At 69.1% G+C, this 23,884-nt stretch carries 30 protein-coding genes, 1 tRNA gene and 1 pseudogene; 10 read left to right on the plus strand and 22 right to left on the minus strand.

Annotated features, from left to right (window positions below; genetic code table 11):
* Positions 1-97: 97 nt before the first annotated feature.
* From moaC to galU, 3 genes are all read right to left on the minus strand, one after another.
* Complete coding sequence (moaC, locus tag SROS_RS41795; protein ID WP_012895018.1) at positions 98-571, minus strand: cyclic pyranopterin monophosphate synthase MoaC; 474 nt, start codon at positions 569-571, stop codon at positions 98-100.
* Between the two features lie 160 nt (positions 572-731).
* Positions 732-1,919: a molybdotransferase-like divisome protein Glp gene (gene glp / locus SROS_RS41800; protein ID WP_043654054.1), complete on the minus strand. Its 1,188-nt coding sequence runs from the start codon at positions 1,917-1,919 to the stop codon at positions 732-734.
* Between the two features lie 14 nt (positions 1,920-1,933).
* Positions 1,934-2,833, minus strand: coding sequence for a UTP--glucose-1-phosphate uridylyltransferase GalU (gene galU / locus SROS_RS41805; protein WP_012895020.1), 900 nt, complete (start codon positions 2,831-2,833; stop codon positions 1,934-1,936).
* Positions 2,834-2,858: 25 nt separating this feature from the next.
* Between galU and SROS_RS41810 the strand changes: the two genes are divergently transcribed.
* From SROS_RS41810 to SROS_RS54290, 3 genes and pseudogenes are all read left to right on the plus strand, one after another.
* Entirely contained in the window at positions 2,859-3,440 is a 582-nt protein-coding gene (locus SROS_RS41810; RefSeq protein WP_012895021.1) for a 5-formyltetrahydrofolate cyclo-ligase, read from the plus strand.
* A gap of 51 nt (positions 3,441-3,491) precedes the next feature.
* The gene (locus SROS_RS41815) at positions 3,492-4,997 is read left to right on the plus strand and encodes a potassium/proton antiporter (RefSeq protein WP_012895022.1); all 1,506 of its coding nucleotides are present in this window, start codon (positions 3,492-3,494) and stop codon (positions 4,995-4,997) included.
* A 10-nt stretch (positions 4,998-5,007) separates the two neighbouring features.
* Positions 5,008-5,247 (plus strand): annotated as a pseudogene (locus tag SROS_RS54290) (FmdB family zinc ribbon protein); the annotation flags it as partial.
* 14 nt (positions 5,248-5,261) lie between these two features.
* Here SROS_RS54290 and SROS_RS54295 read toward each other — a convergent pair.
* Together SROS_RS54295 and SROS_RS41820 are read right to left on the minus strand one after the other, a co-directional pair.
* Positions 5,262-5,426: a hypothetical protein gene (locus tag SROS_RS54295; RefSeq protein ID WP_342632951.1), complete on the minus strand. Its 165-nt coding sequence runs from the start codon at positions 5,424-5,426 to the stop codon at positions 5,262-5,264.
* A gap of 169 nt (positions 5,427-5,595) precedes the next feature.
* Positions 5,596-7,596 carry an MFS transporter gene (locus tag SROS_RS41820; RefSeq protein WP_012895024.1) on the minus strand — a complete coding sequence of 667 codons (2,001 nt, stop codon included), beginning with the start codon at positions 7,594-7,596 and terminating at the stop codon, positions 5,596-5,598.
* A gap of 147 nt (positions 7,597-7,743) precedes the next feature.
* Here SROS_RS41820 and SROS_RS41825 point away from each other — a divergent pair, with 147 nt between their 5' ends.
* The 3 genes from SROS_RS41825 (at position 7,744) to mscL (ending at position 9,802) form a co-directional block, all read left to right on the plus strand.
* Entirely contained in the window at positions 7,744-8,553 is an 810-nt protein-coding gene (locus tag SROS_RS41825) for an S-methyl-5'-thioadenosine phosphorylase (RefSeq protein ID WP_012895025.1), read from the plus strand.
* 156 nt (positions 8,554-8,709) lie between these two features.
* A complete protein-coding gene (locus tag SROS_RS41830) occupies positions 8,710-9,315 on the plus strand; it encodes an RcpC/CpaB family pilus assembly protein (protein ID WP_043654057.1) in 606 nt (201 codons plus the stop codon).
* Positions 9,316-9,397: 82 nt separating this feature from the next.
* On the plus strand, positions 9,398-9,802 hold the full coding sequence (gene mscL / locus SROS_RS41835; RefSeq protein WP_012895027.1) for a large conductance mechanosensitive channel protein MscL: 405 nt from the start codon (positions 9,398-9,400) through the stop codon (positions 9,800-9,802).
* 40 nt (positions 9,803-9,842) lie between these two features.
* Here the strand turns inward: mscL and SROS_RS41840 are convergent, their stop codons facing one another.
* Entirely contained in the window at positions 9,843-10,919 is a 1,077-nt protein-coding gene (locus SROS_RS41840) for a M15 family metallopeptidase (protein ID WP_245564473.1), read from the minus strand.
* A gap of 1,113 nt (positions 10,920-12,032) precedes the next feature.
* Here SROS_RS41840 and SROS_RS41845 point away from each other — a divergent pair.
* A tRNA-Arg gene (locus SROS_RS41845) sits at positions 12,033-12,105 on the plus strand.
* 302 nt (positions 12,106-12,407) lie between these two features.
* Here SROS_RS41845 and SROS_RS48370 read toward each other — a convergent pair.
* The 10 genes from SROS_RS48370 to SROS_RS41885 form a co-directional block, all read right to left on the minus strand.
* Positions 12,408-12,797, minus strand: a complete 390-nt coding sequence (locus SROS_RS48370; protein ID WP_012895029.1) for a protein NO VEIN domain-containing protein — start codon at positions 12,795-12,797, stop codon at positions 12,408-12,410.
* A 295-nt stretch (positions 12,798-13,092) separates the two neighbouring features.
* A complete protein-coding gene (locus tag SROS_RS41850) occupies positions 13,093-13,551 on the minus strand; it encodes a hypothetical protein (RefSeq protein WP_148269385.1) in 459 nt (152 codons plus the stop codon).
* Positions 13,552-13,787: 236 nt separating this feature from the next.
* Positions 13,788-15,152 (minus strand): tyrosine-type recombinase/integrase, encoded by a 1,365-nt coding sequence (locus SROS_RS41855; RefSeq protein ID WP_012895031.1) that lies wholly within the window; start codon positions 15,150-15,152, stop codon positions 13,788-13,790.
* Positions 15,149-15,340 carry a helix-turn-helix transcriptional regulator gene (locus SROS_RS41860; protein ID WP_012895032.1) on the minus strand — a complete coding sequence of 64 codons (192 nt, stop codon included), beginning with the start codon at positions 15,338-15,340 and terminating at the stop codon, positions 15,149-15,151. The genes SROS_RS41855 and SROS_RS41860 overlap by 4 nt, the downstream gene beginning before the upstream one ends.
* Positions 15,327-16,727: a replication initiator gene (locus tag SROS_RS41865; RefSeq protein WP_012895033.1), complete on the minus strand. Its 1,401-nt coding sequence runs from the start codon at positions 16,725-16,727 to the stop codon at positions 15,327-15,329. The genes SROS_RS41860 and SROS_RS41865 overlap by 14 nt, the downstream gene beginning before the upstream one ends.
* Before the next feature lie 98 nt (positions 16,728-16,825).
* A complete protein-coding gene (locus SROS_RS51510) occupies positions 16,826-16,966 on the minus strand; it encodes a hypothetical protein (RefSeq protein ID WP_012895034.1) in 141 nt (46 codons plus the stop codon).
* Positions 16,956-17,276 carry a hypothetical protein gene (locus tag SROS_RS41870; protein ID WP_012895035.1) on the minus strand — a complete coding sequence of 107 codons (321 nt, stop codon included), beginning with the start codon at positions 17,274-17,276 and terminating at the stop codon, positions 16,956-16,958. The genes SROS_RS51510 and SROS_RS41870 overlap by 11 nt, the downstream gene beginning before the upstream one ends.
* Positions 17,277-17,290: 14 nt before the next feature.
* Complete coding sequence (locus tag SROS_RS41875; protein ID WP_012895036.1) at positions 17,291-17,932, minus strand: DUF2637 domain-containing protein; 642 nt, start codon at positions 17,930-17,932, stop codon at positions 17,291-17,293.
* 20 nt (positions 17,933-17,952) lie between these two features.
* The gene (locus tag SROS_RS41880) at positions 17,953-19,305 is read right to left on the minus strand and encodes an FtsK/SpoIIIE domain-containing protein (protein WP_012895037.1); all 1,353 of its coding nucleotides are present in this window, start codon (positions 19,303-19,305) and stop codon (positions 17,953-17,955) included.
* Complete coding sequence (locus tag SROS_RS41885) at positions 19,298-19,651, minus strand: SCO3933 family regulatory protein (RefSeq protein WP_012895038.1); 354 nt, start codon at positions 19,649-19,651, stop codon at positions 19,298-19,300. The genes SROS_RS41880 and SROS_RS41885 overlap by 8 nt, the downstream gene beginning before the upstream one ends.
* A 157-nt stretch (positions 19,652-19,808) precedes the next feature.
* Between SROS_RS41885 and SROS_RS41890 the strand changes: the two genes are divergently transcribed.
* Positions 19,809-20,144 (plus strand): GntR family transcriptional regulator, encoded by a 336-nt coding sequence (locus tag SROS_RS41890; RefSeq protein WP_012895039.1) that lies wholly within the window; start codon positions 19,809-19,811, stop codon positions 20,142-20,144.
* Positions 20,145-20,149: 5 nt separating this feature from the next.
* Here SROS_RS41890 and SROS_RS51515 read toward each other — a convergent pair whose 3' ends face one another.
* Both SROS_RS51515 and SROS_RS41895 read right to left on the minus strand, forming a co-directional pair.
* The gene (locus SROS_RS51515; protein ID WP_012895040.1) at positions 20,150-20,326 is read right to left on the minus strand and encodes a hypothetical protein; all 177 of its coding nucleotides are present in this window, start codon (positions 20,324-20,326) and stop codon (positions 20,150-20,152) included.
* Complete coding sequence (locus SROS_RS41895; protein ID WP_012895041.1) at positions 20,323-20,541, minus strand: hypothetical protein; 219 nt, start codon at positions 20,539-20,541, stop codon at positions 20,323-20,325. The genes SROS_RS51515 and SROS_RS41895 overlap by 4 nt, the downstream gene beginning before the upstream one ends.
* Before the next feature lie 153 nt (positions 20,542-20,694).
* Between SROS_RS41895 and SROS_RS41900 the strand changes: the two genes are divergently transcribed.
* Positions 20,695-21,435 carry a transcriptional regulator gene (locus SROS_RS41900; RefSeq protein WP_012895042.1) on the plus strand — a complete coding sequence of 247 codons (741 nt, stop codon included), beginning with the start codon at positions 20,695-20,697 and terminating at the stop codon, positions 21,433-21,435.
* A gap of 3 nt (positions 21,436-21,438) precedes the next feature.
* Positions 21,439-21,915, plus strand: coding sequence for an NUDIX hydrolase (locus SROS_RS41905; RefSeq protein WP_012895043.1), 477 nt, complete (start codon positions 21,439-21,441; stop codon positions 21,913-21,915).
* Here SROS_RS41905 and SROS_RS41910 read toward each other — a convergent pair whose 3' ends face one another.
* From SROS_RS41910 to SROS_RS41925, 4 genes are all read right to left on the minus strand, one after another.
* The gene (locus SROS_RS41910; RefSeq protein ID WP_012895044.1) at positions 21,916-22,239 is read right to left on the minus strand and encodes a putative quinol monooxygenase; all 324 of its coding nucleotides are present in this window, start codon (positions 22,237-22,239) and stop codon (positions 21,916-21,918) included.
* 141 nt (positions 22,240-22,380) lie between these two features.
* Entirely contained in the window at positions 22,381-22,956 is a 576-nt protein-coding gene (locus SROS_RS41915) for an HD domain-containing protein (protein WP_043658096.1), read from the minus strand.
* Between the two features lie 67 nt (positions 22,957-23,023).
* Positions 23,024-23,497, minus strand: a complete 474-nt coding sequence (locus SROS_RS41920; protein WP_012895046.1) for a GntR family transcriptional regulator — start codon at positions 23,495-23,497, stop codon at positions 23,024-23,026.
* A gap of 4 nt (positions 23,498-23,501) precedes the next feature.
* Complete coding sequence (locus tag SROS_RS41925) at positions 23,502-23,846, minus strand: hypothetical protein (protein ID WP_012895047.1); 345 nt, start codon at positions 23,844-23,846, stop codon at positions 23,502-23,504.
* Between the last annotated feature and the right edge of the window lie 38 nt (positions 23,847-23,884).

A 23,884-nucleotide genomic window follows, 5' to 3' on the forward strand; every position in this document is an offset into this window, starting at 1 on the left:
CCGGGCGACACACCTAACGACCCGCCGCTCCGGGCGACACACCTGCCGACCCGGGCGACACACTTACCGACCCGGGCGACACACCTGCCGCCGGTGATCAGGACTGCCGGTTCCACACCCCGGTCTTGCCGCCGGTCTTCTCCTCGACCCGGACATCGGTGATCACGTCTGCCGGGTCCACCGCCTTGACCATGTCGATCAGCGCGAGCGCGGCGACCGAGACGGCGGTCAGCGCCTCCATCTCGACACCGGTCCGGTCGGCGGTCTTGACCCTGGCGGTGATCTCCACGCCGTCGTCGACCACGGCCAGCTCGACCTTCACCCCGTGCAGCGCGATCGGGTGGCAGAGCGGGATCAGGTCGGGGGTGCGTTTGGCGCCCATGATGCCCGCGATCCGCGCGGTGCCGATCGCGTCGCCCTTGGGGATGTCACCCGACCTCAGCAGGGCCACGGCCTCGCTGGACAGCAGCACCTTGCCGGTGGCGCTCGCCGTACGGACGGAGACGTCCTTGGCGGAGACGTCCACCATGCGTGCCGCGCCGGTCTCATCGATATGCGTGAATCCACTCATACGCACACAATGCCCTGCGTCCCGGCATCCGCGCTCACGGCACCGGCTCGCTCGCTCCGTCCGCTCCCCTGCCCGCCGGCCCGAACCCGCCCGCGCGAATCGCTCCGCCCGACACTCCGCCCGCTCGCCCGAATCACCGCGGCCGCCCGAACCCGCCCGTTCACAGGGGGATGACCTCCACGGTCGCGCCCTCGGGCAGTTCGGTGACGTCCTCGGGGAGCACGATCAGGGCGTTGGCCGCGGCCAGGGCGGCGAGCTGGTGCGAGCCCTGCCCCCGCACCGGCGTGACGGACCCGTCGGTGGCCAGCACCGCCCGCAGGTAGGACCGCCTGCCCTGGGGCGAGCGGAGCGGGGAGACGGTCACGGCGCGCACCGTCGGCGCGGGCCCGGCGGGCAGGCCGCGCATCTTCCGCAGCGCCGGCCGGACGAACAGCATGAACGACACGAAGGACGACACCGGATTGCCCGGCAGCGCGAAGATCGGAATCTGGTCCTCGCCCACCACGCCGAACCCCTGGGGCATGCCCGGCTGCATGGCGACGCGGTCGAAGCGGACCGTGCCAAGGGGGCCGAGTGCCTCCTTGACCGGCTCGTAGGCACCCATCGAGACGCCACCGCTGGTGATCACGACGTCGGCCCGCAGGAGCTGCGCGTCGAGCTGGTCGAGGAACAGCCGGGCGTCGTCGGCCACGACTCCGGCCCGGTACCCCTCGCCCCCGGCCTCGCGGACGGCGGCGACCAGGGTGTAGCTGTTGGACTCCCAGATCTGGCCGGGAGCCAGGGGGGTGCCGGGCTCGGCCAGCTCCGCGCCCGTGGAGATCACCACGACCCGCGGCCGGGGCCGTACCAGCACCCGGCGGCGGCCGACCCCCGCCAGGATGCCGAGCTGCGCGGGGCCGATCAAGGTCCCTACCGGCAGCACGACCTCACCGGCGCGCACGTCCTCGCCCGCCCGGCGGATCGCGTTTCCCGGCGGCGCCTGCCGGTCGATCGTGACCTGGGCCGTGCCGCCGTCGGTCCACTCGACAGGGACCACGGCGTCGGCGCCCTCGGGCATCGGGGCACCGGTCATGATCCGCGTGACCGTGCCGGGGCCGACGGCGAGCCGCCCGTCGTCACCGGCCGCGATGTCGCCGAGCACCGGCAGCGTCACCGGGACCTGCCTGACGTCCTCGGCCCGTACGGCGTAGCCGTCCATGGCCGAGTTGTCGAACGGCGGCAGCGGGACCGGGGAGGTGACCTCCTCGGCCAGGGTGGTGCCCAGCGCCTGCTCCAGGTCCACCTCCAGCGGGGCGAGCGCCCGCACGGTGAGCAGGATGTCCGCCAGGTGGTCGTCGACCGATCTCATCGGGCTCGTCGGGGTCATCGGGATGCCAGAAACTCCTTCAGCCAGGGCATGAACTCCGGTGCCAGGTCGGACCGGTCCGCCGCGAACTGCACCACGGTCCGGAGGTAGTCGAGCTTGTTGCCGGTGTCGTAGCGGCGTCCGCGGAACAGCACGCCGTGGACCGGTCCGCCCTCGTCCCCGCCGCGACCGGCCAGGGTACGCAGGGCGTCGGTCAGCTGGATCTCGTTGCCGCGGCCCGGAGGGGTGTTCTCCAGGACCTCGAAGACGGCGGGGTCGATCACGTAGCGGCCGATGACGGCCCAGTTGGACGGGGCCTCCTCCGCCGGGGGCTTCTCCACGAGGTCGGTCACCCGCACCACGTCGTCCTCGGAGGTGGGTTCGATGGCGGCGCAGCCGTACAGGGAGACCTGCTCCTTGGGCACCTCCATCAGCGCGACGACGCTGCCGCCGTAGGCGCCGCGTACCTCGATCATGCGCTTGAGGAGCTCGTCGCGGTAGTCGATCAGGTCGTCGCCGAGCAGGCAGGCGAACGGGTGGTCGCCCACGTGCTGCTTGGCGCAGAGCACGGCGTGACCGAGGCCGCGCGGCTCGCCCTGCCGCACGTAGTGGAGCGTCGCCAGGTCGGCGGGCTCTCGCACCTGGGAGAGCCGTTCGTCGTCGCCCTTGGCCTCCAGGGCGTCCTCAAGCTCGATCGCCCGGTCGAAGTGGTCCTCGATGGAGCGCTTGTTCTTACCGGTGACCATCAGGACGTCGAGCAGCCCGGCGGAGACCGCCTCCTCGACGACATACTGGATCGCGGGCTTGTCGACGATCGGCAGCATCTCCTTGGGAGTCGCCTTGGTCGCCGGTAGGAAGCGGGTGCCCAGGCCCGCAGCGGGAACAACGGCTTTGGTCACAGGATGCAAGTCGGCCATAACCGAAACCATAGTGGAGGGATCTGTGGACAAGCTGAAGCTGCGCTCGACGATCGAGGCCGCGCGTGCCTCGATCCCCGCAGACGAGCGGCACGCGGCTTCCGTCCGGACGCGGGAAACGCTGCTGGAGCAGCCATGGGTCCAGATGGCCGGCCTCATCGCGTGCTACTGGTCCATCGGGACGGAACCGGCGACCCACGGGCTCGTCTTCGCGCTGTGGAAACACGGTGCCACCGTGATCCTGCCGGTGCTCCGCGATGACGACGACCTCGACTGGGCGGTGTACGACGGCCCCGACACGCTCGCTCCCGGCCGCTTCGGGCTCATGGAGCCGGTGGACACCCGGCGCGGCGTCGACGCGATCAGGACCGCCGCCCTGGTGATCGTGCCCGCACTGGCGGTGGACCGGTTCACCGGAGTACGGCTCGGCCGCGGCGGCGGCTCCTACGACCGGGCGCTGGCGAGGGTCGGCCCGAACGTGCCGACGGTCGCCCTGCTGTACGAGGGAGAGCTGCTGGAAGGCGTCCCCGCCGAGCCTCACGACCTGCCGGTCCGCTACGCGGCCCTGCCGGACGGGATCACCGCCGTCGCTCCGCGGAGTGCCTGACGACTCGGCCGAATGCGACACAATGGTCCCTGGAGTCAGAGAGGGGGCTAGATGGGATGGGATGTCTGGCTGCTTCTCGGGGCTGGAATCGTCATCGCGGCCATCCTCGCGGTGCGGGTCGCCCACCGGAGCGGACTGCCGAGCCTTCTCATCTTCCTGGGCTTCGGCCTGCTCGTCGGCGAGTCCGGCTTCGGGCTCCAGTTCGAAAACCCTGAGCTCGCCCAGCAGATGGGGCTGGTCGCCCTGGCGATCATCCTGGCCGAGGGTGGTCTGACCACCAACTGGAGCCACGTCAAGCGTTCCATCCCGACCGCGCTGGTGCTGGCCACCGTCGGTGTCGGGATAAGCATCGCGGCCGTCGCGGTCCCCGTGCACCTGCTGCTCGGCATGGACTGGCGGACCTCGCTGCTGCTCGGCGCGATCCTCGCGTCCACCGACGCGGCGGCCGTCTTCTCCGTCCTGCGCCGCCTCCCCCTGCCCCCGCGCCTGGCGGGCATCCTGGAGGCCGAGTCCGGCCTCAACGACGCGCCGACCGTCATCGCCGTGATGCTGCTGAGCGCCGCCACCTCGCCCAGCCTGGGAAGCGCGCTGCTGCTGGTCGTCTTCGAGCTGACGGTGGGCGCGATCGTCGGCCTGGCGGTCGGGCCGCTCGGCGTCTACGCGCTGCGCCGCATCGCGCTGCCGGTCTCCGGCCTGTATCCGATCGCGGTGCTGGCGCTGTCGTTCGTCGCCTACGCCGGCGCCGTGCTCCTGCACGGCAGCGGCTTCCTGGCGATCTACCTGGCCTCCCTGGTGATGGGCAACTCCCGGATGCCGCACCGGGCCGCCTCCCGCGGGTTCGCCGAGGGCGTGGCCTGGCTGGCCCAGATCGGCCTGTTCGTCATGCTGGGCATGCTGGCCAGCCCGTCGGAGATGCCGTCGGCGATCGTCCCGGGCCTGGTGGCCGGGCTGATCCTGGTCCTGCTGGCCCGGCCGCTGTCGATCGTCCTCTCCGCCCAGCTGGTACGGCTGGCGCGGGTCGACCGGCTGAACTGGCGGGAGCAGGCCTTCCTGTCGTGGGCGGGACTGCGCGGAGCGGTGCCCATCGTGCTCGCGACCATTCCCTGGGCCGCCGACTCGGTCGCGGAGGGCACCGCCAAGTTCGTGTTCAACGAGGTCTTCGTCATCGTCGTCGTCTACACCCTGCTGCAGGGGCCGACGCTGCCCTTCGTGGCGAAGCTGCTCGGGCTCTCCACTCCGGACGAGGCCCGCGACCTGGAAGTGGACTCGGCGCCGCTGGAGGAGCTCAACGCCGACCTGCTGCAGATCAGGGTGCCGCCGACCTCGAAGCTGCACGGCGTGGAGATCTTCGAGCTGAGGCTGCCCACCGATGCCCAGGTAACGCTGATCGTCAGGGACGGCCGGACGTTCGTGCCCGCCGACTCCACGAGGATCCGGGTGGACGACCAACTCCTGGTCGTGACCACCGCGGCCTGCAGGGATCCGGTCGAACGGCGAATACGGGCGATCAGCCGCAGGGGCAAACTCGCGGGCTGGTTCGGCGAGCTGGGCACCTGATCCGAGTGGAATGCGACAGGTTCGACTCGCGTTTAAGCTTGTCGGCTGCGTACCATTAGCAGTCGCGTCTATAGAGTGCCAATCGGCGCGGACAACCGAGGAGGAGCGCGTGCCCACCTACCAGTACGCCTGTAGTGCATGCGGCAACGAGTTCGACATCGTCCAGAAGTTCTCCGACGACGCGCTCACCGAGTGCCCGACCTGCTCGGGCGAGCTACGCAAGGTGTTCTCCGCGGTCGGCATCGTCTTCAAGGGGTCGGGCTTCTACCGGACCGACAGCCGGTCTTCCTCCACCAGCACGGTGAGCTCCGGCAACACGAGCTCCTCGTCGAGCTCGCCGGCCGCGTCCGGCTCATCCGGCTCGTCGACGGAGTCGGCGTCCTCGTCGTCCTCGTCGTCCTCGTCGTCCTCGAAGACGGCGAAGACCACGAGCAGCCCTGCCCCCGCGGCGTCCTGAGCCGGCCACCCGGACCGGGCCGGCCGTTCCGGGAAGCCACGCGCCAGGAGCCGGCCGTCCTTTTACGGCGGCCAGCCGTTCCGGGGGGCACGTTCCAGGAGCAGGCCGTCCCTTCACAGCGGCCAGCCGTTCCGCGGCCGGTCAGCCGTTCCGCGGGCGATCGCCCGCCGAGCCGAGCAGCTCGTGGGGGAGCCGGTCCAGCAGCTCGCGGAGCCGGGGATGCTCCTCGGGGTTCCAGTCCCGGATCAGCCGCCCGAGACCCTCACGGGCCTCCGTGACCAGCCGGTCGGCCACCTGCTCTCCGGCCGGGGTCAGCCCCAGGACCCCGTCGCCGGCCCGGCGGACCAGGCCACGCGCGACGAGCAGGTCCGCGTACGGCCGGCCTCTTTCGACCGTCACCCCCGCCCGCTCGGCGAGCTCCGCGCCCGCCTGGGGGCCCCGGGTGCCCAGGCGCGCGAGCAGCCACACGGCGCCCGGCGGCAGATCCAGGTTGGCCATGTCGCCCAGGCGGCGGTAGTAGTCCCTGCGCATGTCCGCGTCGGCCAGCCGCCACAGCCCCCGTTCCACCTCGGCGAGCGAGGAGCGCTCGGTGGGCGCGGCGCCGTAGCATTCGCCCAGGTCGGCCGCCTTGGTGGTTTCCCGCAGGGGCAGCTCGGGCAGCAGCCAGGCCGCGGCGAAGGCGACCAGTGCCACCGGCGCGCTGAAGAGGAACACGTGGGCGATCGCGTCGGAGTAGGCCGCGAGGAACGCCGCGGCGGTCTCCGGCGGCAGCCTCCGGACGGCCGTCGGGTCCGACTGGACCGTCCTCTCCATCCCCGGCGGGATGCTCACCGTCCGCGAGAGCCGTACCAGGTCGTCGGTGAGCCGCGAGGTGAAGATCGATCCGGCGATCGCGACACCGAACGAGCCGCCGATCAGGCGGAAGAAGGTCGCCCCCGAGGTGGCCACCCCGAGGTCCTCGAACCCGACGGCGTTCTGCACCACGATCACCAGCACCTGCATCACCAGGCCGATGCCCACGCCCAGCACGAGCAGGTAGACGCTGAGCCGGAGGGTGGAGATGTCCTCGTGGACGTGGGAGAGCAGGTAGAGCCCGAGTGACACGATCGCGGTGCCGAGGATCGGGAAGACCTTGTATCTCCCGCTGCGCGTGATGATCTGCCCGCTGACGATCGAGGTCACCAGCATGCCGCCCATCATCGGCAGCAGGTGGATCCCGGACGCGGTGGGCGAGACGCCCTGGACGACCTGCAGGAACAGCGGCATGTAGGTGAGCGGGCCGAACATCGCGAACCCCACGACGAAGCCGATCAGCGAGGCCACGTTGAAGACCCTCATCCTGAACAGGCGCGGCGGCAGCACCGGTTCCGCCGCCCGCTTCTCCGCCTGCCACCAGAGCGCCAGCAGCGCCGCCGCGGCGACTCCCAGCCCGACGACGACCGGGTCGCCCCAGGGATAGGCGGTCCCGCCCCAGGTGGCCATCAGGACCAGGCAGGCGGCCCCGCCGCCGAGGAAGACCATGCCGAGGTAGTCGATGGTGTGCCGTGTCCGCTCCGTGCCGGACGGCAGCACCGAGGAGATCACGATCAGCGCGAGGACGCCGATCGGCAGGTTGACGTAGAAGACCCAGTGCCAGGACAGGTGGTCGACGAAGAGACCGCCGAGCAGCGGCCCCGCGACGCTGGAGACCGCGAACACCGCGCCGAAGAACCCCTGGTATCTCCCCCGTTCCCGGACCGGCACGACGTCCCCGACGATCGCCTGGGCGAGCACCATGAGGCCGCCTCCGCCCAGCCCTTGCAGGGCGCGGAAGCCGATGAGCTCTCCCATGTTCCGCGACAGGCCGCACAGCGCCGAGCCCGCCAGGAAGACGACGATCGCGGCCTGGAACAGGCTCTTCCTGCCGTACTGGTCACCCAGCTTGCCCCACAGGGGCGTCGAGACCGTCGAGGACAGGATGTAGGCGGTGACCACCCAGGACAGCTCCCCCAGGCCGCCCAGGTCACTGACGATCGTCGGCAGCGCGGTCGAGACGATCGTCTGGTCCAGCGCGGCGAGCAGCATGCCGAGCATGAGCGCGCCGATGACGAGCCCCAAGCCTCCTGTGCGCCGCGCTTGCCGCCCGGACTGGTGGGCATCCATCCGAACCCCCGATCGGTGTACGGCAGATCATACCCAGAGTGATCAGACGACCACATTACGGACAGGGTTATCCACAGGGTCTGCGCCCTGTCCACAGGGCGTGGCCCCGCCCACCTCACGGGCCACGATGACGCTAATCTCAGCGCCATGGTCACTCGCGCGGACATCGGAGTCATCGGCGGCTCGGGCTTCTACTCCCTGCTCGACGACGCTACGGAGATCGAGGTGGCGACCCCCTACGGTCCCCCCAGCGACGTCGTCACCGTCGGCAGGATCGGAGAGCGCCCGGTCGCCTTCCTGCCCCGCCACGGCCGCGACCACCGCTTCCCACCCCATCGCATCCCCTACCGCGCCAACCTGTGGGCCCTGCGCTCCCTCGGCGTCCGCCAGGTTCTCGCCCCCAGCGCCGTCGGCTCCCTCCGTCCCGAGCTCGGCCCCGGCACCCTGGTCGTCCCGGACCAGCTCGTCGACCGCACCTCCGGCCGCGTGCAGACCTACTACGACACCGACGGCGTCGTCCACGTCGCCTTCGCCGACCCCTACTGCCCCGCCGGCCGGGCGGCGGCCGCGTCGACCGCCCGGTCCACCGGATGGGATCTGGCCGACAACGGCACGCTGGTGGTCATCGAAGGCCCCCGTTTCTCCACCCGCGCCGAGTCCCGCTGGTTCACCGCCAACGGCTGGACGATCGTCGGCATGACCGGCTTCCCCGAATCCGTCCTCGCCCGCGAGCTGGCCATGTGTTACACCTCACTGTCGCTGGTCACCGACCACGACGCCGGAGTCGAGGCCGGTGAGGGGGTCACCCACGAGGAGGTCCTCGCCTTCTTCGCCACCAACATCGCCCGCATGCGCTCCCTCGTCACCGACGTCGTCACCGCCCTGCCCCTCGACCGCGCCTGCCCCTGCGGCAACGCGCTGGACGGCATCAAACTCCCCTTCGACCTCCCCGAGTAGCCCCGACCTCCCGGCTTCTCCGGTCCGATCCGCCCTCCCGGCGGGACCGCCCCACCCCGCCCCGCCGTACGGCGGGCACCCGTCCCCGCCCCGCCGTACGGCGGGCCCCCAGTCACGGGCTCCGCGCCGCCCGGCTCGCCCCTGATGGAGTCAGTCATGCGCGCCCTCCGCCGCCTCCTCGGCCGCCGTCACCGCCTCATCGCCACCGCCGTCGCCGCCCTGGCGATGGCGTGCGCCCTCGTCGGACTGAAGCCGGACACCGCGTCGGTGACCGTTCTCGCCGCGGCCAGGGACCTTCCGAGCGGGGTGCTGGAGGCCGCCGACCTGAAGGCGGTGGCCCTGCGGCCCGACACCGTCCCCGACGGCGCCGTGAAGCCCGGCACGGCGATCGCGGGGAGAGTCCTGGCCGGTCCCATGCGACGCGGAGAACCCCTGACGGACGCCCGCATCCTCGGCCCGAGCCTGCTGGCCGCCCACGGCCCCGGGACGGTCGCCACCCCGGTCCGCGTCGCCGATCCCGAGACCGCGCGCCTGCTGTCCCCCGGCGACGTCGTGGACGTCCTGGCCGCGCCCTCCACCTGGGAAGGCGCGGCCCCCGCCAGGACCGTGGCCGAAGACGTCACGGTCCTCACCACCCCGGACGGGGAGGCGGACCGGGGGGCGCTCCTCGTGCTGGCCACCACCTCGGATCAGGCCGTCGAGCTGGCCTCGGCCCAGGCCGGCGGCCATCTGTCGATCACGATCAACCCTCACGGAAGGTAAGCGCCGCATTCCCGAGGGTAATAAGGTCCCGGTCACGTCGGACGCACCGGCGGTGACCGGAGGCACGGGGCGAGGAGTGGCCATGTTGAGTGGGTTCAAGAAGTTCCTGATGCGCGGCAACGTGGTCGAGCTCGCCATCGCGGTGGTGATCGGCGCCGCCTTCACCGCCATCGTGAACTCGTTCGTCAAGGACGTCCTCACCCCGCTGATAGCGGCGATCGGCGGTCAGCCCGACTTCTCCGGGCTGACCCTGAGAATCGGAGCCGGCGAGATCAGGTACGGCCTCTTCCTCAACGCGCTGATCGCGTTCCTGATGGTGGCGGCCGTCATCTACTTCCTGGTCGTCCGCCCCTACGAGAGGATCTCCGCCCGGTTCGCCGCCCGGGAGGAAGCCACTCACCGGGAGTGCCCGGAGTGCCTCTCGGAGATCCCCTCGGCAGCCGTCCGCTGCGCCCAGTGCACCGCGCAGGTCACCCCCGCGCTGTGAGGATGCCCGGACGCATCGACTCGCAGCGCCGTGAGGGCTGCTAGAGCAGAGAGCCCAGCTTCGGGTCATACTCCCAGTGCCAGGGCTCGAACGGACTGACATAGGCCCACTTCGGATGGAACCAGCCGAACTTCTTGCCGTTGGCCTCCAGCCAGTTGAACTGGGGCGACCGGAAACGCTCCACGCCCCCGCACAGGTCGACCGCGAGCCCCAGACCGTGGTTGCTACGGCCCGGGATGGCGGCGAAGCCGGGGCGCCGGTAGTAGACCGACTGCTGCTCGGCCAGGTTCCGGTAGCTGTCGGTCAGGCACATGGGCCTGCCGAACTGCCTCTTGTAGGCCTCGTTGAGGCTGATGAACGCCAGCGCCGCGTCCCCGCGCAGCTCGTTGCCCCGCTGCTGGAGCGGGCACAGATACGCCTTGGGGATCAGCCCGTTGGCGAACTCGTTCGCCGACAACGCCTTGGTCGGAGCACAGCCCGCCGCGGGCTGCCCGCCCTTGTCGACCTTCACGCCCAGTTTCACCAGAGCCTGGGTCAGCGACTTCACGATCTTGTCCGAACGCGCCCTGAGCGTCTCGATCTCGGCGCCCATCTGTGCCTCCGACAGGAGGTTGCTCGCCCGCAGTTCCTGCGCCTCGGTGGCCAGCCGCTCGCGCTCGGCCTGCAGGCGCCCGCCCTCCTGGAGGATCTGATCCCGCTCGGCCACGAGCTGGGAGATGTCCGCCATGGCCCGCAAGGTCGAGGTGTTGGACGTGCCGGACAGGAAGGCGGCCACGTCGCTGCCCGCGGACTGCTGATAGAGCTGCCCGACGATGTCCGACAGCGGCTGCCGTACCTGGGCGAAGGCCTTCTCGGCGACCTGCAGCTCGCGCAGCTTGGCGGTGAGCTCCTTCTGCGAGGACTGGATCTTGGCCCGCCGCTGCTCCAGGGCCTTCGTCGCGCCTTCCAGGTCCTTGGACGCCTTCTCCGCCTCACGACGCAGCTCGGTGAGGTTCACGGGGTCGCGGAGCAGCCCGCTGGAACTCGCGGACCCAGGCGCCGCCCCGGCCAGGCCCGCCGACCCGTTGGGCGCCCCGGCCGGACTCACGGACTCGTGACGCGATCCGGCGAGAGCCACGGCCCCGCTACCCGATTCGGCAGGGCTCGCAGACCCGCTACCCGGCTCGGCGGGACTCGCGGACCCATTACGCAGCTCGGCAAGGCCCCCGGGCCCATTACGCAGCTCGGCAGGGCTCCCGGACTCACGGGCGGCGACGGGCTGGACCTCCGCCGACGCCCGCTGCGCGGCAGCGGCCCCCGGCAAAAGGGAAGTCATGGTCGCGACAACGGCGATCAGACCCGCTGATCGACGAGGTGGCACGTTCGACCCCTCCGTTTGCGAACTCGTGACCTGGGTCAGGCACGCACGCTACTACAGCTCGCTGAGTGTCCGGGCCAGACTCCCCGCAGCCGATATGCGTCGAACACCCCATTTTGCGATCCCCTCCCTCATGCCTCTCGCCGTGCTTGCTCCTTACAGACCTCCCACAGCCAGGTCTCCCGCCACTCCCCCGGGCAGCCGAACCCGGCCTCCGTCCGCGGCGCCGGCTGCGGCGACGCCCGCCTCACCGGGGGCGGCTCAGACCGCCGGGGCACCACCTTCGCCGCAACCTCGGGGACGTCCACGGGAGCGACATCGGCCGCCGAACGGCGCACATCCGCCATGGCCGGGGGCGCCCAGCCCTCATACGCCCGCTCGGATCCGGGAGACCCCTCGGATCCCGAAGACCCCTCGGATCCGGGAGACCCCTTGGAGGCAGGAGAACGCTCGGAGGCAGGAGAAGGGGAGGGAGGAGGCAGCAACGTCGGCTCGAAGAGCGCGTCCCGGGCGGGCGCCATCGCCGCGGGCGTCCCGGCACCCCCGCCTCCCCGAGACCCCAGCCCGGCGACAACTCCCTGGACGACTCCGCCATACCCGGTAAGCTCAGCCACCAGGAGACCGCCCGCCAGAAGCGCGGGCGCCAGCATCGCCCCGCACAGCACCAACGGCCGCAGCGCGCGATGCCCTCGGATCCGCTTCCGTCGCCGTTCGATCACGGAGCGTGACACTAGCTACGCCAAACCCGTGATCCTCGACCACTTGCCACCCTTTTACCGCAGCTCAGCGAAGCGATAACCCACCCACCGGCCCCCACTCACCCTCCGACCGCACACGCACTCGCCATTTTCGCTACTCTTACATGTAGCCCCTGCCTCCGTAGCTCAGGGGATAGAGCACCGCTCTCCTAAAGCGGGTGTCGCATGTTCGAATCATGCCGGGGGCACCTAATTGACCTTGCTGTCTGCCGCGTGACCTGGGAGTTCTTCTCAGGTACGGCTTCCGCCGCGTGCAGCCGTAGGCCACCGAACGCAGCCCTGACTCACTGGTCACGGAATATGCGCGGGATGATCTTGGAGTCGTTCAGCCAGGTCACAGCGTCCAATCCGGCCAGCTCTCCCTGGCCCAACTCCCTGGGAACACGCTGTGACCTTGCGAGTTAACGGCGGAAACGTGAGAGCGGTGTACGCGGCGGCGGGATCAGCAAGGCGTGGTGGGGTGAGAGCATCGGCTCAACAATGATCGGGATCAGCCAGCGTCATAATCTGCCACCGGCCACGGCACGGTGTAGTAGCGCTGCTCCTTCGCGCGTTGTATGAGGTGGACGAGTCGCTGGCCTCCAAGCACTTTCAGTGTGAAGAGCTCCGGACTCCCTTGGCGTACGTTCTCGACGACATAGATATAGAAGTCGGGATTGCGCCGGGCTTCCTCGATTTGGCGGACCTCCAGCCATAGATCTGTTCCTCGGGCTGAACGGCCGTACGCTTTCACTTCGATAGTGCGTGGTGGGCTGTCGACGTCCGCGGCAGCGCCCGTACCACGGGTGTCGCGCGCGAGACGGCCCTCCTCACGCTCTCTGGCAATGACGTATTCGATGGCGGCCTGTTCGACCGCCCGGTTACTCACGATTTCAGGCACTGTGCTCTCCGCATCGAGCTGTTGCAGGTCGCTGCTGCCGGCGTAGCAGTACAGCAGAACTCATCTCACCATCTACTTTCGAAATATCGCCGTGCTCAGTGGGCCTTTTTTAATCCTCGTATCCCGGACATCCTGAGCCCGGTCGGCAGGGGGCGGATCGGCTGGGACCGCAGGACGGTCTACCCGGTAGCGCTTCTTGCCTTGTCACAAAGGAGGTCAGCCCCCTGAGCTGCGGCGACAGATTAGAAAGGCTCGATAATCCCTTTTTGGCGTCGATAACCTGACCGTGACCACCTCAGCAGGGCCAGGTAGTCGCACTCACCTCGTAGGTATCCTCCGAATCCGGGTGAGACCAGACTTCGATGCTGACCTCTGCGCCTTCGACCTCCTTGACCATGCACCCTGGCTCGTCAGTGGAGCCCCCGGGATGAAGGAGCTTCCAGCCGTTGCGCAGGGCGAGGTCTCGGTAGAGAGACCCAATGTCCTTGGGCGACCCGTGCTGCCCCGGAAGGCGATAGGAGCGGCTGATGGTGGCATGGTGGTCGTCGGTGTCTGTGCATGAGCGGTCGGGCTCTCCGACTGGGGCAGCGTCCAGGACGTCGAACGACGCCAAGGCGGCTTCGATGTTGTCGTAGTACTCGCCACAGACTCTCCGGTGCTCCCATATTTCGGAGATCAGAGGGGCAGCGGCGAGACCAGCCACCACCAAGAAACTCACAACCACCATCAACAAACAGCCGAGCACCCTTTTCATGATCGAGACCATAGCGGCCTCAGCGCCGTTGCGTAATGAATCTTTTCGCCCCCGGGCGGCAGTCTGTCCGGTCACATCATGATCACAGGTGCGGCGTTTGCCGAATGACGCAAAGAAGCTCCTGATAGACGGGGCGATGAGAATGAAAAAGGCTCAGCGGCCGAGTTGCAGGGGTCACCAAGGTCGAAAAGCAAGAAGCCCCGGACTCGCCAGGGCCTCTCCATGGTGCTTCTCGATCATGTCTCCAGGGCTTTGGTGATCTGCCCGTTGACGTGAGCCCGTTGCCCCTCGATGCACTTGGCGTAGACACGGAGGAGCACGTCCACCCCGTGGCCGGCTCGCTGTGCTACCTCGGTCGGCGGGACTCCTGCGTTGAGCCACAGAGAGACCGCCGCGTGCCGAAGGTCGTACGGACGGGCCGCCAGTGGAGAGGTGATCTGTTCGACGGTGAACACCAGTCGCCGAGCTTCCTGCCAGACGGCGGAGTAGGCCGAGGAGGAGAAAGGTCGGCCTTTGCTCGTGCGGAAGAGCCTGCCGTCCCTCTCGACGCCGTGCTTCTCGATGTGCTCGCGGAGGACCGCGACGAGGACAGGAGGGATCGGGACCTCCCTCGTGTCGTCCTTGGCTCGGTGCTTGAGACCGCGTTCGTCATGGGTCTCCCCCGTGTTCGTCCACCGCTTGTTCGCCTGCGGACGTGCTTTCTCCAGGGTGATCAGGCCCCAGCCCTGAGCGGGAAGATCGCAGTTCTGTCGGCACAGCCCCGAGGCCTCTTCAGGGCGGAGCGCCGCGTAGTACATGCAGGCGAACATGGCCACCATCCGGGGACCACGCGTCCAACCCACGTGCTTCACGGCATCGAGCAGTTCCCGCACCTGATCCGGGTTGACCACCGTTCGAGGATCGACGGTCCCGGTGGCTTTCGGCGGCTTCCACTTCACCGCGTGCAGCGGGTTGGCGGACAGCATTTTGAGCTCCACCGCGGACTCCATCATGTGATGGAGCACGGCCCGCTTGCGCCGTACCGTGTTGGCCGCCGCAGGCTCACCATCGAAGCGGAGGGCGATCGCGTCGAGGGCTGAATGGATCGCGGCCGGTTCCAACAGGTCAACGAGAGGCAAGGACGCCACTTCAAGCCAGCTGAGCGCCGCTTTGTGCGCGGGCCGCAGTTCTCCGCGCCGCCAGTCGGGCAGGAAGGCGTACTCCCGCAACACCGCGCGGAGATCCTCATCATCAGGCCTGCCCGGAAGATCCTTGACGAGCGCGGGGACGAGGGACAGCAGGGCGTACGTCATCGTCTCGCGGGTTCGGGCCGCCGAGTGGACCCACCGGGCCGCCATGTACGACCGGGCGAAGTCGAAGAAGGTCGGCCCGGCATCGGCAGCTTTGGTCATCGACGAGGGAAGACCGGTAGCCAGGTCGAAGGCTTCCCCTTTCCTGGTCGCCTGCCGTAGGTCAGAGACGAAATTCTCGGCGAGCGCCTTCGTCCGAAAAGTCTTGGACCGCTCCTTGGCGCCGACCTTCCACCGGACGACATACGAAGGCGTTTTACTGGAGGCGTTCCGACGGATGTCCCAGATCCGCACGTCATACGAGACGTTCATGCCGCCTCCCGGAGGGTGTCCAGCCAGGCCGCGAAGTCGCTCCGCCAGACGCGGATCTCTCCGTTGGGCAGCTTGATGCACTTGGGCGCGTGGCCGAGTTCGCGCCAGCGGTAGAACGTCCGGCGCGAGAGCCCGCCCAGTTCATCGAGCACTTGGAGAACGGTCAGCAGCTCGTCACGCCGGCTCATCGGTATCACCTCCGAAATCCGGAGGGGCCGCGAGAGGAATTCCGGTAAGAGCACTTACCAAAAGCGCGTCACCGACGGAGAAACCCTTGCCCGCGTACTCCCAGCTGGCGATCACGAGGACGGTGTCCTCGTCGAACAGGGGCAGGCGGCCTGTGGCGATCTCTTCGGTGCGGGCGAAGTCACGGCGTTCGTCGCGGATGGAGCCCATGGTGGTGGAGTAGTGTCGGGAGCGGGTGGAGAAGTGGCCGCGAAAGCCCAGCATGTGGGCCCACTGGGCGAGGCGGAGGTCGGCCAGCTCGTCGAGTTCCCCCAGACGCATGCACTCGGCAATGAGGCGCCGAGGGTGGTCGCGGAGGTTGAATGCTTCCAGGTCGTCGAGGGGGTTGATGCGCCGGTCCAGGGTGCCGACGCATTCGGCGGCCTTGGTGGCGTACTTGGCGATGTAGCCGGCCACGGCCTGGTCGGACAGCTCGCCGTCCATGGCGATCTCGCGGATGTCGAGCTGTCGTCCCCAGCGCAGGACGCGCGCGGGTTCGTCATCTGTGGCGGGGATGGTGACGGTCACCGCTTGAGCGGCGTGTTGTACGGCGTGCGTCAGCATCTCGGCCGTTGCCCAGGCCGGAGGCAGTGAGGTGGGCCCGTCGGGGCCGTCGAGGCGGACGACGGCGTGGAAGTGGACGACGCCGCGCCTTTGGTATTCGGCGACCTTGGCGAAGGAGATGGTGACCTGCTCGCGCAGCTCCCGCAGGGTCAAGCCCGCGGTTTTGGCGACGCGGCGGCGCAGGGCGTCGGTGACGTACTTCCACAGCTGGGGAGCGAGCGCGTTGAACAGCACGCTGCCGGTGTAGTCGTAGCAGTCCGGGCACAGCGGCTCCCCGAGACAGGACTCGTCGGCGCCGTGCCGGGCGGTGCAGGACATGACCCGCCCGTGCGGGCAGGTTTCGGCGTCGCGGCGGGCGTGACAGGGCAGGGTCTTGCCGTTCTGCTCGCGCCGGGTGTGGACGGCTCCGAAGGAGGGCGCGGTGAGGGTGACGAACAGGCAGGGGTGGGCGGTGACCGAGGCGGGGACGCCCTTGCCACCGACCAGGCCCGCGCGGATGAGCTGGTAGGTGTCGGCGCGGTAGACCTCGGCGCAGGCCGGGCAGCGGGAGGTTCGGCGAGTCTTGCACGGGAGGCGCAGCACGCCGTCCGGTTCGGCGGCGGTGGTGTAGCTGTGCAGGAGTCGGCCGGTGGCGCGGTCGACGTGCAGGACGCGGCCCCGCATGTGGATGGGCTGGCGGCAGCCGCCGGTGGCGCGGAGCTGGGCGGCCCACCGGGAGTAGTGGGGATCGTTCAGGCGGGTGATCATGCCGGCGATCGCGTGCGGATTGGGATGGGTTGTGGGCAAGATGGTCTCCTCCTTTCACTCGTACGGGTGAGGGGGGATGGCCCCCGACCTGGCAGGCGTCTTGGCGGATGTACGGCCAGGCCGGGGGCGCCGACGTCTCAGCAGAAGCCGAGGCCGTCGCAGTGTTCGCAGGTGTCGCCGTAGCTGCCGACTCCGGTGCCGCCGCAGTGGCAGCACCGCCACCGCTTGGGCGGGATCGCGACCGAGGTCACCTGCTCGTCGGGCGGGTCAGAAACCATGGGGCGGTTCGCCGGCGGCGCCGTCCCGGGCGGCTTCGAGGATCGCCGTCACCTCGAAGTGGATCGGCCCGAAGCAGCGGGCGGCCGTGTAGAGCCCATGTGGCAACAGCCGCGGGTCGACCTTCGTACCGAACAGTGCGGCGATCCGGTCGACCTCGGCGCGCAGGCCGGTGTCGGTGCTCTGCTCGGGGTAGTAGGTGATGATCGTCGGGTCGGTCGGGACGGGGACAGCGGGAGTGGTCTCCATGAAGGCGGCCAGATCCCGAAGGCCGTGGATGAAGGCGGTACGGCGCTCGGCGTCGGTGGACATGAATGGTTCTCCTTTCACAGGGCTTCCGGTGCTGTGCGCAGGTGGCGCAGCAGGTCGGAGGCCAGTTGGTGGGACACGCCCAGACGGGCGCGCAGGGTGTCGCGGCTGATCGGCTTGCCCTGCGCGGTCTGGTATTCCTCGGCCACGCGTCGGGCGTAATCGAGGAGCTCAGAGGACGGCCCGTCCTGTTCGGCGGGGACGGGTCTGGGAACCGGAGCCGGTTCGGCGGCGACCTCCAGGACGGAGGACGGGGCTGGGGACGGCTCGGGACGGGGAGCCGAGGCGCGGCGCTCCAGCATGGAGACCGCGACGAGGAAGGCGCCGGCCGGGGTCGCGGCGGTGATCCAGCCCCACGGGGACGGATCGGCTTGGTTGAGGTTGGCGGCCAGGGACAGGACGATCCCGGCGACCAGGACGAGGGTCGGCCAGGAGATCCGGCCGTCCCGGACGCGTCCGGTCTGCTTGTCGCGCTGGCGTTCGCGGGCGGCCATGACACAGGTCAGGTCGACGCATACGGCGACCGCCCAGGCCATCCAGCCGGACTGGCCGTGCTCGGTGGCGGTGTCGCGAATGTGGGTGAACGATCCGGCACCCGCGATGGCGGCCAGGACCAGGATCGGCCCGGAGTCGAGCAGCCGACGGGCAAGGCGTCGCATCGTGTCCCCCTTTCAGCAGGTCAGGCGTTGAGCAGTTCGGTCAGGTCGGACTCGGTGACCTCAGAGGCGTGGACGCCAGCGGTGATCTCGGCCCAGGACGGAGCCAGGTCGGCGTACATCCGGGCCGCGTGTTCGGCGGCGGTCTCGGAGACGTGGAAGGAGCGGGCCCGGTACCACTGGCCGTCCTGGGAGGCGACGATCGCGACGCCGGGCGTCTCGGCGGCGATCGCACGGGCGGAGACTAGGGCGGCCGGGTCGAGGTCGCCGAGGGTCATGGTCGCGGTCTCGGGATCGTTGACCCGATGGCAGATCCGCCCCGAACACTGGGCACGCAGCGCGGTGACCCCGGGTCCGAGGTCGGAGCCGATCCGCTGGCCGCAGCAGAACAGGTAGATCCCGAACGCCCGCCCGAGCTGGCCCACCCGCAGGAGAGCGGTGGAGGTTTTGGCGATCTCGTCTTTCTCGGACTTGTCGGCCATCAGGTAGAGCTCGGCCAGCTCGTCGACCAGGACCACGATGGGAACCGGCCGCACCGCCGGGGGGAGCTGCCAGAGGTTGCGGGCGCCCACCGTACGGCACAGGCCCATCCGGTCGAGCATGAGCGCTACCAGGTCGTCGAGCAGGCCAACCGACTCGGCGCGGGTGGTGGCCAGCGCCGACAGGCGGCAGCCGTACGGGGTGAACTCCACCCCACCCTTGAGGTCGAAGCCGACCAGCGCGACTGGTTGCGGAGCCAGCCCGACGAGCAGGGCGTTGGCGAGGTTGGACTTGCCGGACTGGGTGGCCCCGGCGTTGAGCCAGTGCGGGACGGTTCGAAAGTCGATCACCCAGGGTTTGCCTGTTTCCAGACGGCCTACGGTGACCTTGAGCAGTTCGTCGGACGGCGGCAGCCTGTCGACCCGGACGAGTGGATCTCGGATGGTGGCGGCCAGGACGACCCGTCCGGGACGTGGGGACGAGACCCGGACGGCGTGCACGCCCCAGGAGTGCGCGAGGCGTTCGGCGGCTTGGCTGTAGTCATCGGGGATCTGCCCCTCCAGCAGGTGGAGGGTGACGCGCCAGCCGTGCCGGGTCGGCAGGGGCAGCCACATCCAGGGGGTGGTGTCGACGGCGACCCTGCGGAAGCGCCGCCGGACCTTCACGTTGCCGGTGGAGATCAGCGCGCCGGGGGTGAGGGTGAAAGCCCAGCGCGCCCGCTTCTTGGTCAGGCCGCAGCCGAGGGCGACCTTGCGCCAGGAGGCTCGGACGCTGAGCGCGGTGAGCGGGTAGCCGGCCACCAGCCAGAAGGAGCGGTGATGGAAGCGCTGCCAGGTCCAGAGCACGACCAGCGTGCAGGCCAGGGTGAGAAGCAGCAGCCGCAGGGACTCAGGCATCCCCGCCTCCTCCTGGCTTTCCGGAGACGGGGACGATCGAGGCGGCCTTGTAGCTGATGCCCCAGCGGGAGGTGCCGTTCTGCGGGATCTCCCAGACGTAGCCGACCATGCTGGTCGGTACGACGTCTTGACCGGGCGCGATCGGTGGTTCTCCGGAGGTTCCGACCTTGACCAGTTCGATCCGGCCGAACTCGTCCTCGGCGAGCAGGACGGATTCGTAGACCTTGTTGCCGTCCTTGTCGGTCTTGATCTTTCCGGTGTCCTGGTCGACGACGCGGGGACGGGCGGCTTTGACGCAGGTGAAGCGGAGCCGGTGGGTGTCGACGGGGATCGGGATGGTGCGCATGAGTAGACCTCCTTGTTCGTCTCGGTCAACATAGTCAACCTAGTTAGCCTGGTTGTCAACGTTCTCGTAGTTGGCTTGGTCGCGCGTCTGTGCTCAACTAAGAGGTTGGTAGGCCCAATGGGCTTACCAACCATGCGGCGCGGCGGAAGAAGGATGGATGGTCAGGAACACCGGGCGGCCCGGCTACCTGCAGATCGCCGATGACCTGCGCGAGCAGATCCGGCGCGGTTCCCTCGCCCCCGGTGACCCGCTGCCCTCCACGACCCAGCTCGCGACGACGTATGACGCCTCGCTGAGCGTGGTAAAGCTGGCTGTTGGGGTCCTACGGGCCGAAGGGCTGGTCATCGGCCAGCAGGGCAAGGGCGTCTACGTCCGTGAGGACGCCACCCCGGCCCTGCCGGCCTCCGATGAGCTCACCGAGATTCGCGCCACACTGCGCGACCTGTCGCAGCGGCTGGAACGGGTGGAATCCCAGCTCGCCAAGCGCGAGTAGCGCGTTCACCCTCGGACGTGGCAGCCGGTGACCCGCCGGGCCAGGCCCGCCGCCCTGCTCGGCGGGATGTCGCCCAGCCGCATCCGCCGGTCCTCCTGGCGCATGCCGATCAGGACGAGCACGTAGCCGACGGCTACGGTCACACTGAGCACGAGGCCGATGATCAACGGGATCGCGGTCACGTCCAGATCACCCCCGCCTCGACGATGCCGCGCGGACGGTTGGCCGGACGCCGGGTCTGGCCGCTCCTCTTGCCGACCGTCCTGCGCCTGGCCGCCTGACGCCTCACCCACCGGTCCCGGGCCTGGCACTTGAGGCAGCGGAATCGCCCCCGCTCCAGGGCCGCGCCGCACTCGCAGGCGGGGGTCTCGTCGATCGGCTTGATGTAATTGATCACTGTCGACTCTCCTCTCGGTCGCTGCCGGTGGTGCCTTGCGATACCGAGAGTGCGACAAGGAGTCAGGACGTGATCACTACAGGATGGGACATGTTCAGGACGTCCGGTCTACGATTGCCAGGTCCCCGGACGTCCCCTCTACGGGCAGGTGAGATGGCGAACGAGCGGCTACGGGTAGCCCTCCTCGAACACGGCACCACCGTCGACGCGCTGGCCGAAGCTGTCCGGGTCGACGCCAAGACCGTGGAGCGGTGGATCACCCAAGGTCGCATACCGTACCGAAAACACAGATTCGCGGTCGCCAAACTCCTCGGCGTGGAAGAGGCCTACCTATGGCCGGACGCGCTGACCCCCAAACAGGCCGCAGCCGTCTCCGGAAGCGAACTCGTCACCGTCTACCCGCACCGCTGGGCCGTACCCAAGGACACCTGGGGACGTCTGTTCTCCGCGGCCCAGGAGGAGATCGGCGTACTGGTCTACAGCGGCATCTTCATCGCCCAGGACACCGGCATCATGCGCACCTTCGCCGAGAAGGCCAAGGCCGGGGTGCGTGTCCGTATCCTGCTCGGTAACCCGGACGCGCTCGAAGTCGCCCAGCACGGCGCGGACGAAGGCGTCGGCGACGGCATGGCCGCGCAGACCCGGATGGCCCTGATGCTCTACCGGCCGCTACAGCAGGTCGAGGGCATCGAGATCCGGTTGCACCACACCATCCTGTACAACTCCATCTACCGCGGGGACGACCAACTTCTCGTCAACACCCACATCTACGGCAAGTTCGCCGCCGACGCCCCGGTCATGCACCTGCGCAAGATAGCGGGCGGGGACATGGTCTCGACCTACACCGACAGCTTCGAAGCCGTCTGGGCCGGCGCCACCCCCGTAGAGTCCTGAGTCATGGCCCGCCGCATCGACTTCTACGACGACCCTGAGGCGCCCGCGCCCAACAGCCTCGTCCCCTCGATGAACGTCGTGGTCACCAACGACGCCGGGGACATCCTCATGATCCGCCGCACGGACAACGGCAACTGGGCCGTTCCAGGTGGAGCCATCGACCTCGGCGCGTCCCTGCCGCAGGCGGCCATCCGGGAGACGCTGGAGGAGACCGGCATCACCTGCGAGATCACCGGCCTCGTCGGCACCTACACCGACCCTCGTCATGTGATCCTCTACACCTCTGACGGCGAGGCCCGCCAGGAGTTCTCCATCGTGCTGACCGGCCGCGCGGTAGCCGGCGAGCCAACGCCGAGCGACGAGTCCCGCGAGGTGCGCTGGGTGCCCCGTGATGAGGTCGACTCGTTACTGATGGACCGCTCGATGCGACTGCGGATCGGGCATTTCCTGGCCGAGGCCACCGGGCCGCACATCGGCTGACTAAGCCGGTGTCAGTTCCGCCATCTGCGACCAGCCCTCGCCGGGCACCTCGACGTTGATGATCTCCGGCGTCTTCGCGATCACCTCGGGCATCCAGGCCATGGCGGTCTTGAAGTGCTCGGAGCCCACATGGGTCTCGCCCGCCGCCGATGAGGCGAACGCCTCAAGCAGGACGAACTGGTTGGGAGTGTCGACGCTCCTGGACCATTCGAAGAAGACGTTGCCCGGCTCCTGCCGGGTGGCCTGAGTGAAGTCGTCAACGAGCGAGAGCCACTCCTCGCTCCGCTCGGGACGGACGGTGAACTTGACGGCAATGAAGATCATGAGTTGGTTTCTTTCGCTGTACTGAATGGTGCGCGTTCTCCGCGTGCGAGATGCCGCGCGGGACAGGCACGCGGCGCCATGACCACGATAAGCGAGAGCCCCGTCGGCCAGCCGTCAGGGCGTCCTGGGCCCGGCCTGCCGTCAGCGGCCGTCCCGACCATCTGGCAGAGCACCGTTAACCAGCGCGGCCTGCACCGCCCGCACAGCCGAGGTGATGCACGGAGCCGCATTGGCGATCGAGCGGCTGACCAGATGTTCGGGGCCGTAGCGAGAGTGGATCTCCGCCAGCCGGTCGGCGACGTTGAGGGGAGTTCCGTCCGGGCTAGTGGTCATGTCGCAGTAGGTCAGCGCCTCCACCAACTCCGGACGCTCCTGGTCGAACTCTTCGTTGAGCGCGTCGAGCAGGCCGCGCTCAGTCGCCTCGTAGACCGAACACGAGTGATGCGCGACCAGCCGGACGAGCTTGTCGTCGGTCTGGTGGACGTCGCGCAGGTAGCGGGCGCCGTCGAGCGGGTGGAAGCCGGTGTCGATCAGCTCGGGCGCGTATCCGATGTCGTGCAGCCAGGCCGCGGCGGTCAGCAGGTCGGACTCCTCCCCGAGGATCGGCGCCAGCGATTCGGCGCGTGCGGCCACCCCTTGCGTGTGCGCCCACCGGCGCGGCAGCGACTCGGCAAGGAGGTGGTGGGCCAGGTCACGCGCCCACTCAGCTTGTCCCATGCGGTTCACCATAGATGCCGGTCCCCGAAGTGAATCCAGAGTTGCGGACGAGACGTCTCAAGACGTCTCAGTCTGGCGCGAATCGAACAAATCGGCCCTTGCCGTGCGCTGCCACGATCAGCCCCTCGTGTCTCAGCTCGTCGAGAGCCTGGCGGACCGTGTTACGCGAGGCCCCGTGGTGTCTGCGCAAGGCCGTCTCGCTCGGCAGCCTGGCGCCGGCCACGAGGGCCCCGGTACGGATCTGCTCCCGCAGGTCATTCGCGATCACCTGATACCGGTAGGCCGGACCCGTCTCCTGGTCGGGGTCGTTAACCACGCGTCCCCTGCCGGGCAGCGCGGTGATCAGCCCCTCTCCCTCCAATAGGGCCAGGCCGCGCCGGACGGTACTGCGGGCTACGCGGAAGCGCTCGGCCAGGGCTGGTTCTGAGGGCAGGGTGCTTCCTCGGGGATACTCGCCGGCGGTGATCTGGGCGCGGATGCGGTCGGCGAGCTGGCGGTAGACCAGCCCGCCGGTCAGCCATCGACTCGTGGCGGCTCTCATCGGATCAGCCGCGGTACGCGTCTGCGATCTTGCCCACGTTGACGCTGAGTGCTCCCTGTTCGCCCTCGCGCCAGCCTTCGCGCGCGGCAGCGGCGATCCGCTCGGCGGCCTTCAGCAGATGCAGGGACGAGGTCCGCTCGTCGTGCTGATCACCCCAGTAGAACCAGTGGAACGCCATCTGCACGTACACGCGCCGGGTCCGGAAGTGACGGTCGACGACCTCCAGGCAGGGCTGCCCGCCGCTGTCCACGATCAGGACCGTGGTGGTCTCATGCGGCCGGAGCTCGATCTCCAGAGCGGTGAGAAGGTCTTGTTGGTAGGCGCGCTGTCGCTCCCGTGCGATCGTCATGTGGTGAACTCCCGTCGGCGTGGAGGGCAAGGTCCGGA

This window comes from Streptosporangium roseum DSM 43021 (assembly GCF_000024865.1).
In the GTDB taxonomy this organism is placed as follows: Bacteria; Actinomycetota; Actinomycetes; order Streptosporangiales; family Streptosporangiaceae; genus Streptosporangium; species Streptosporangium roseum.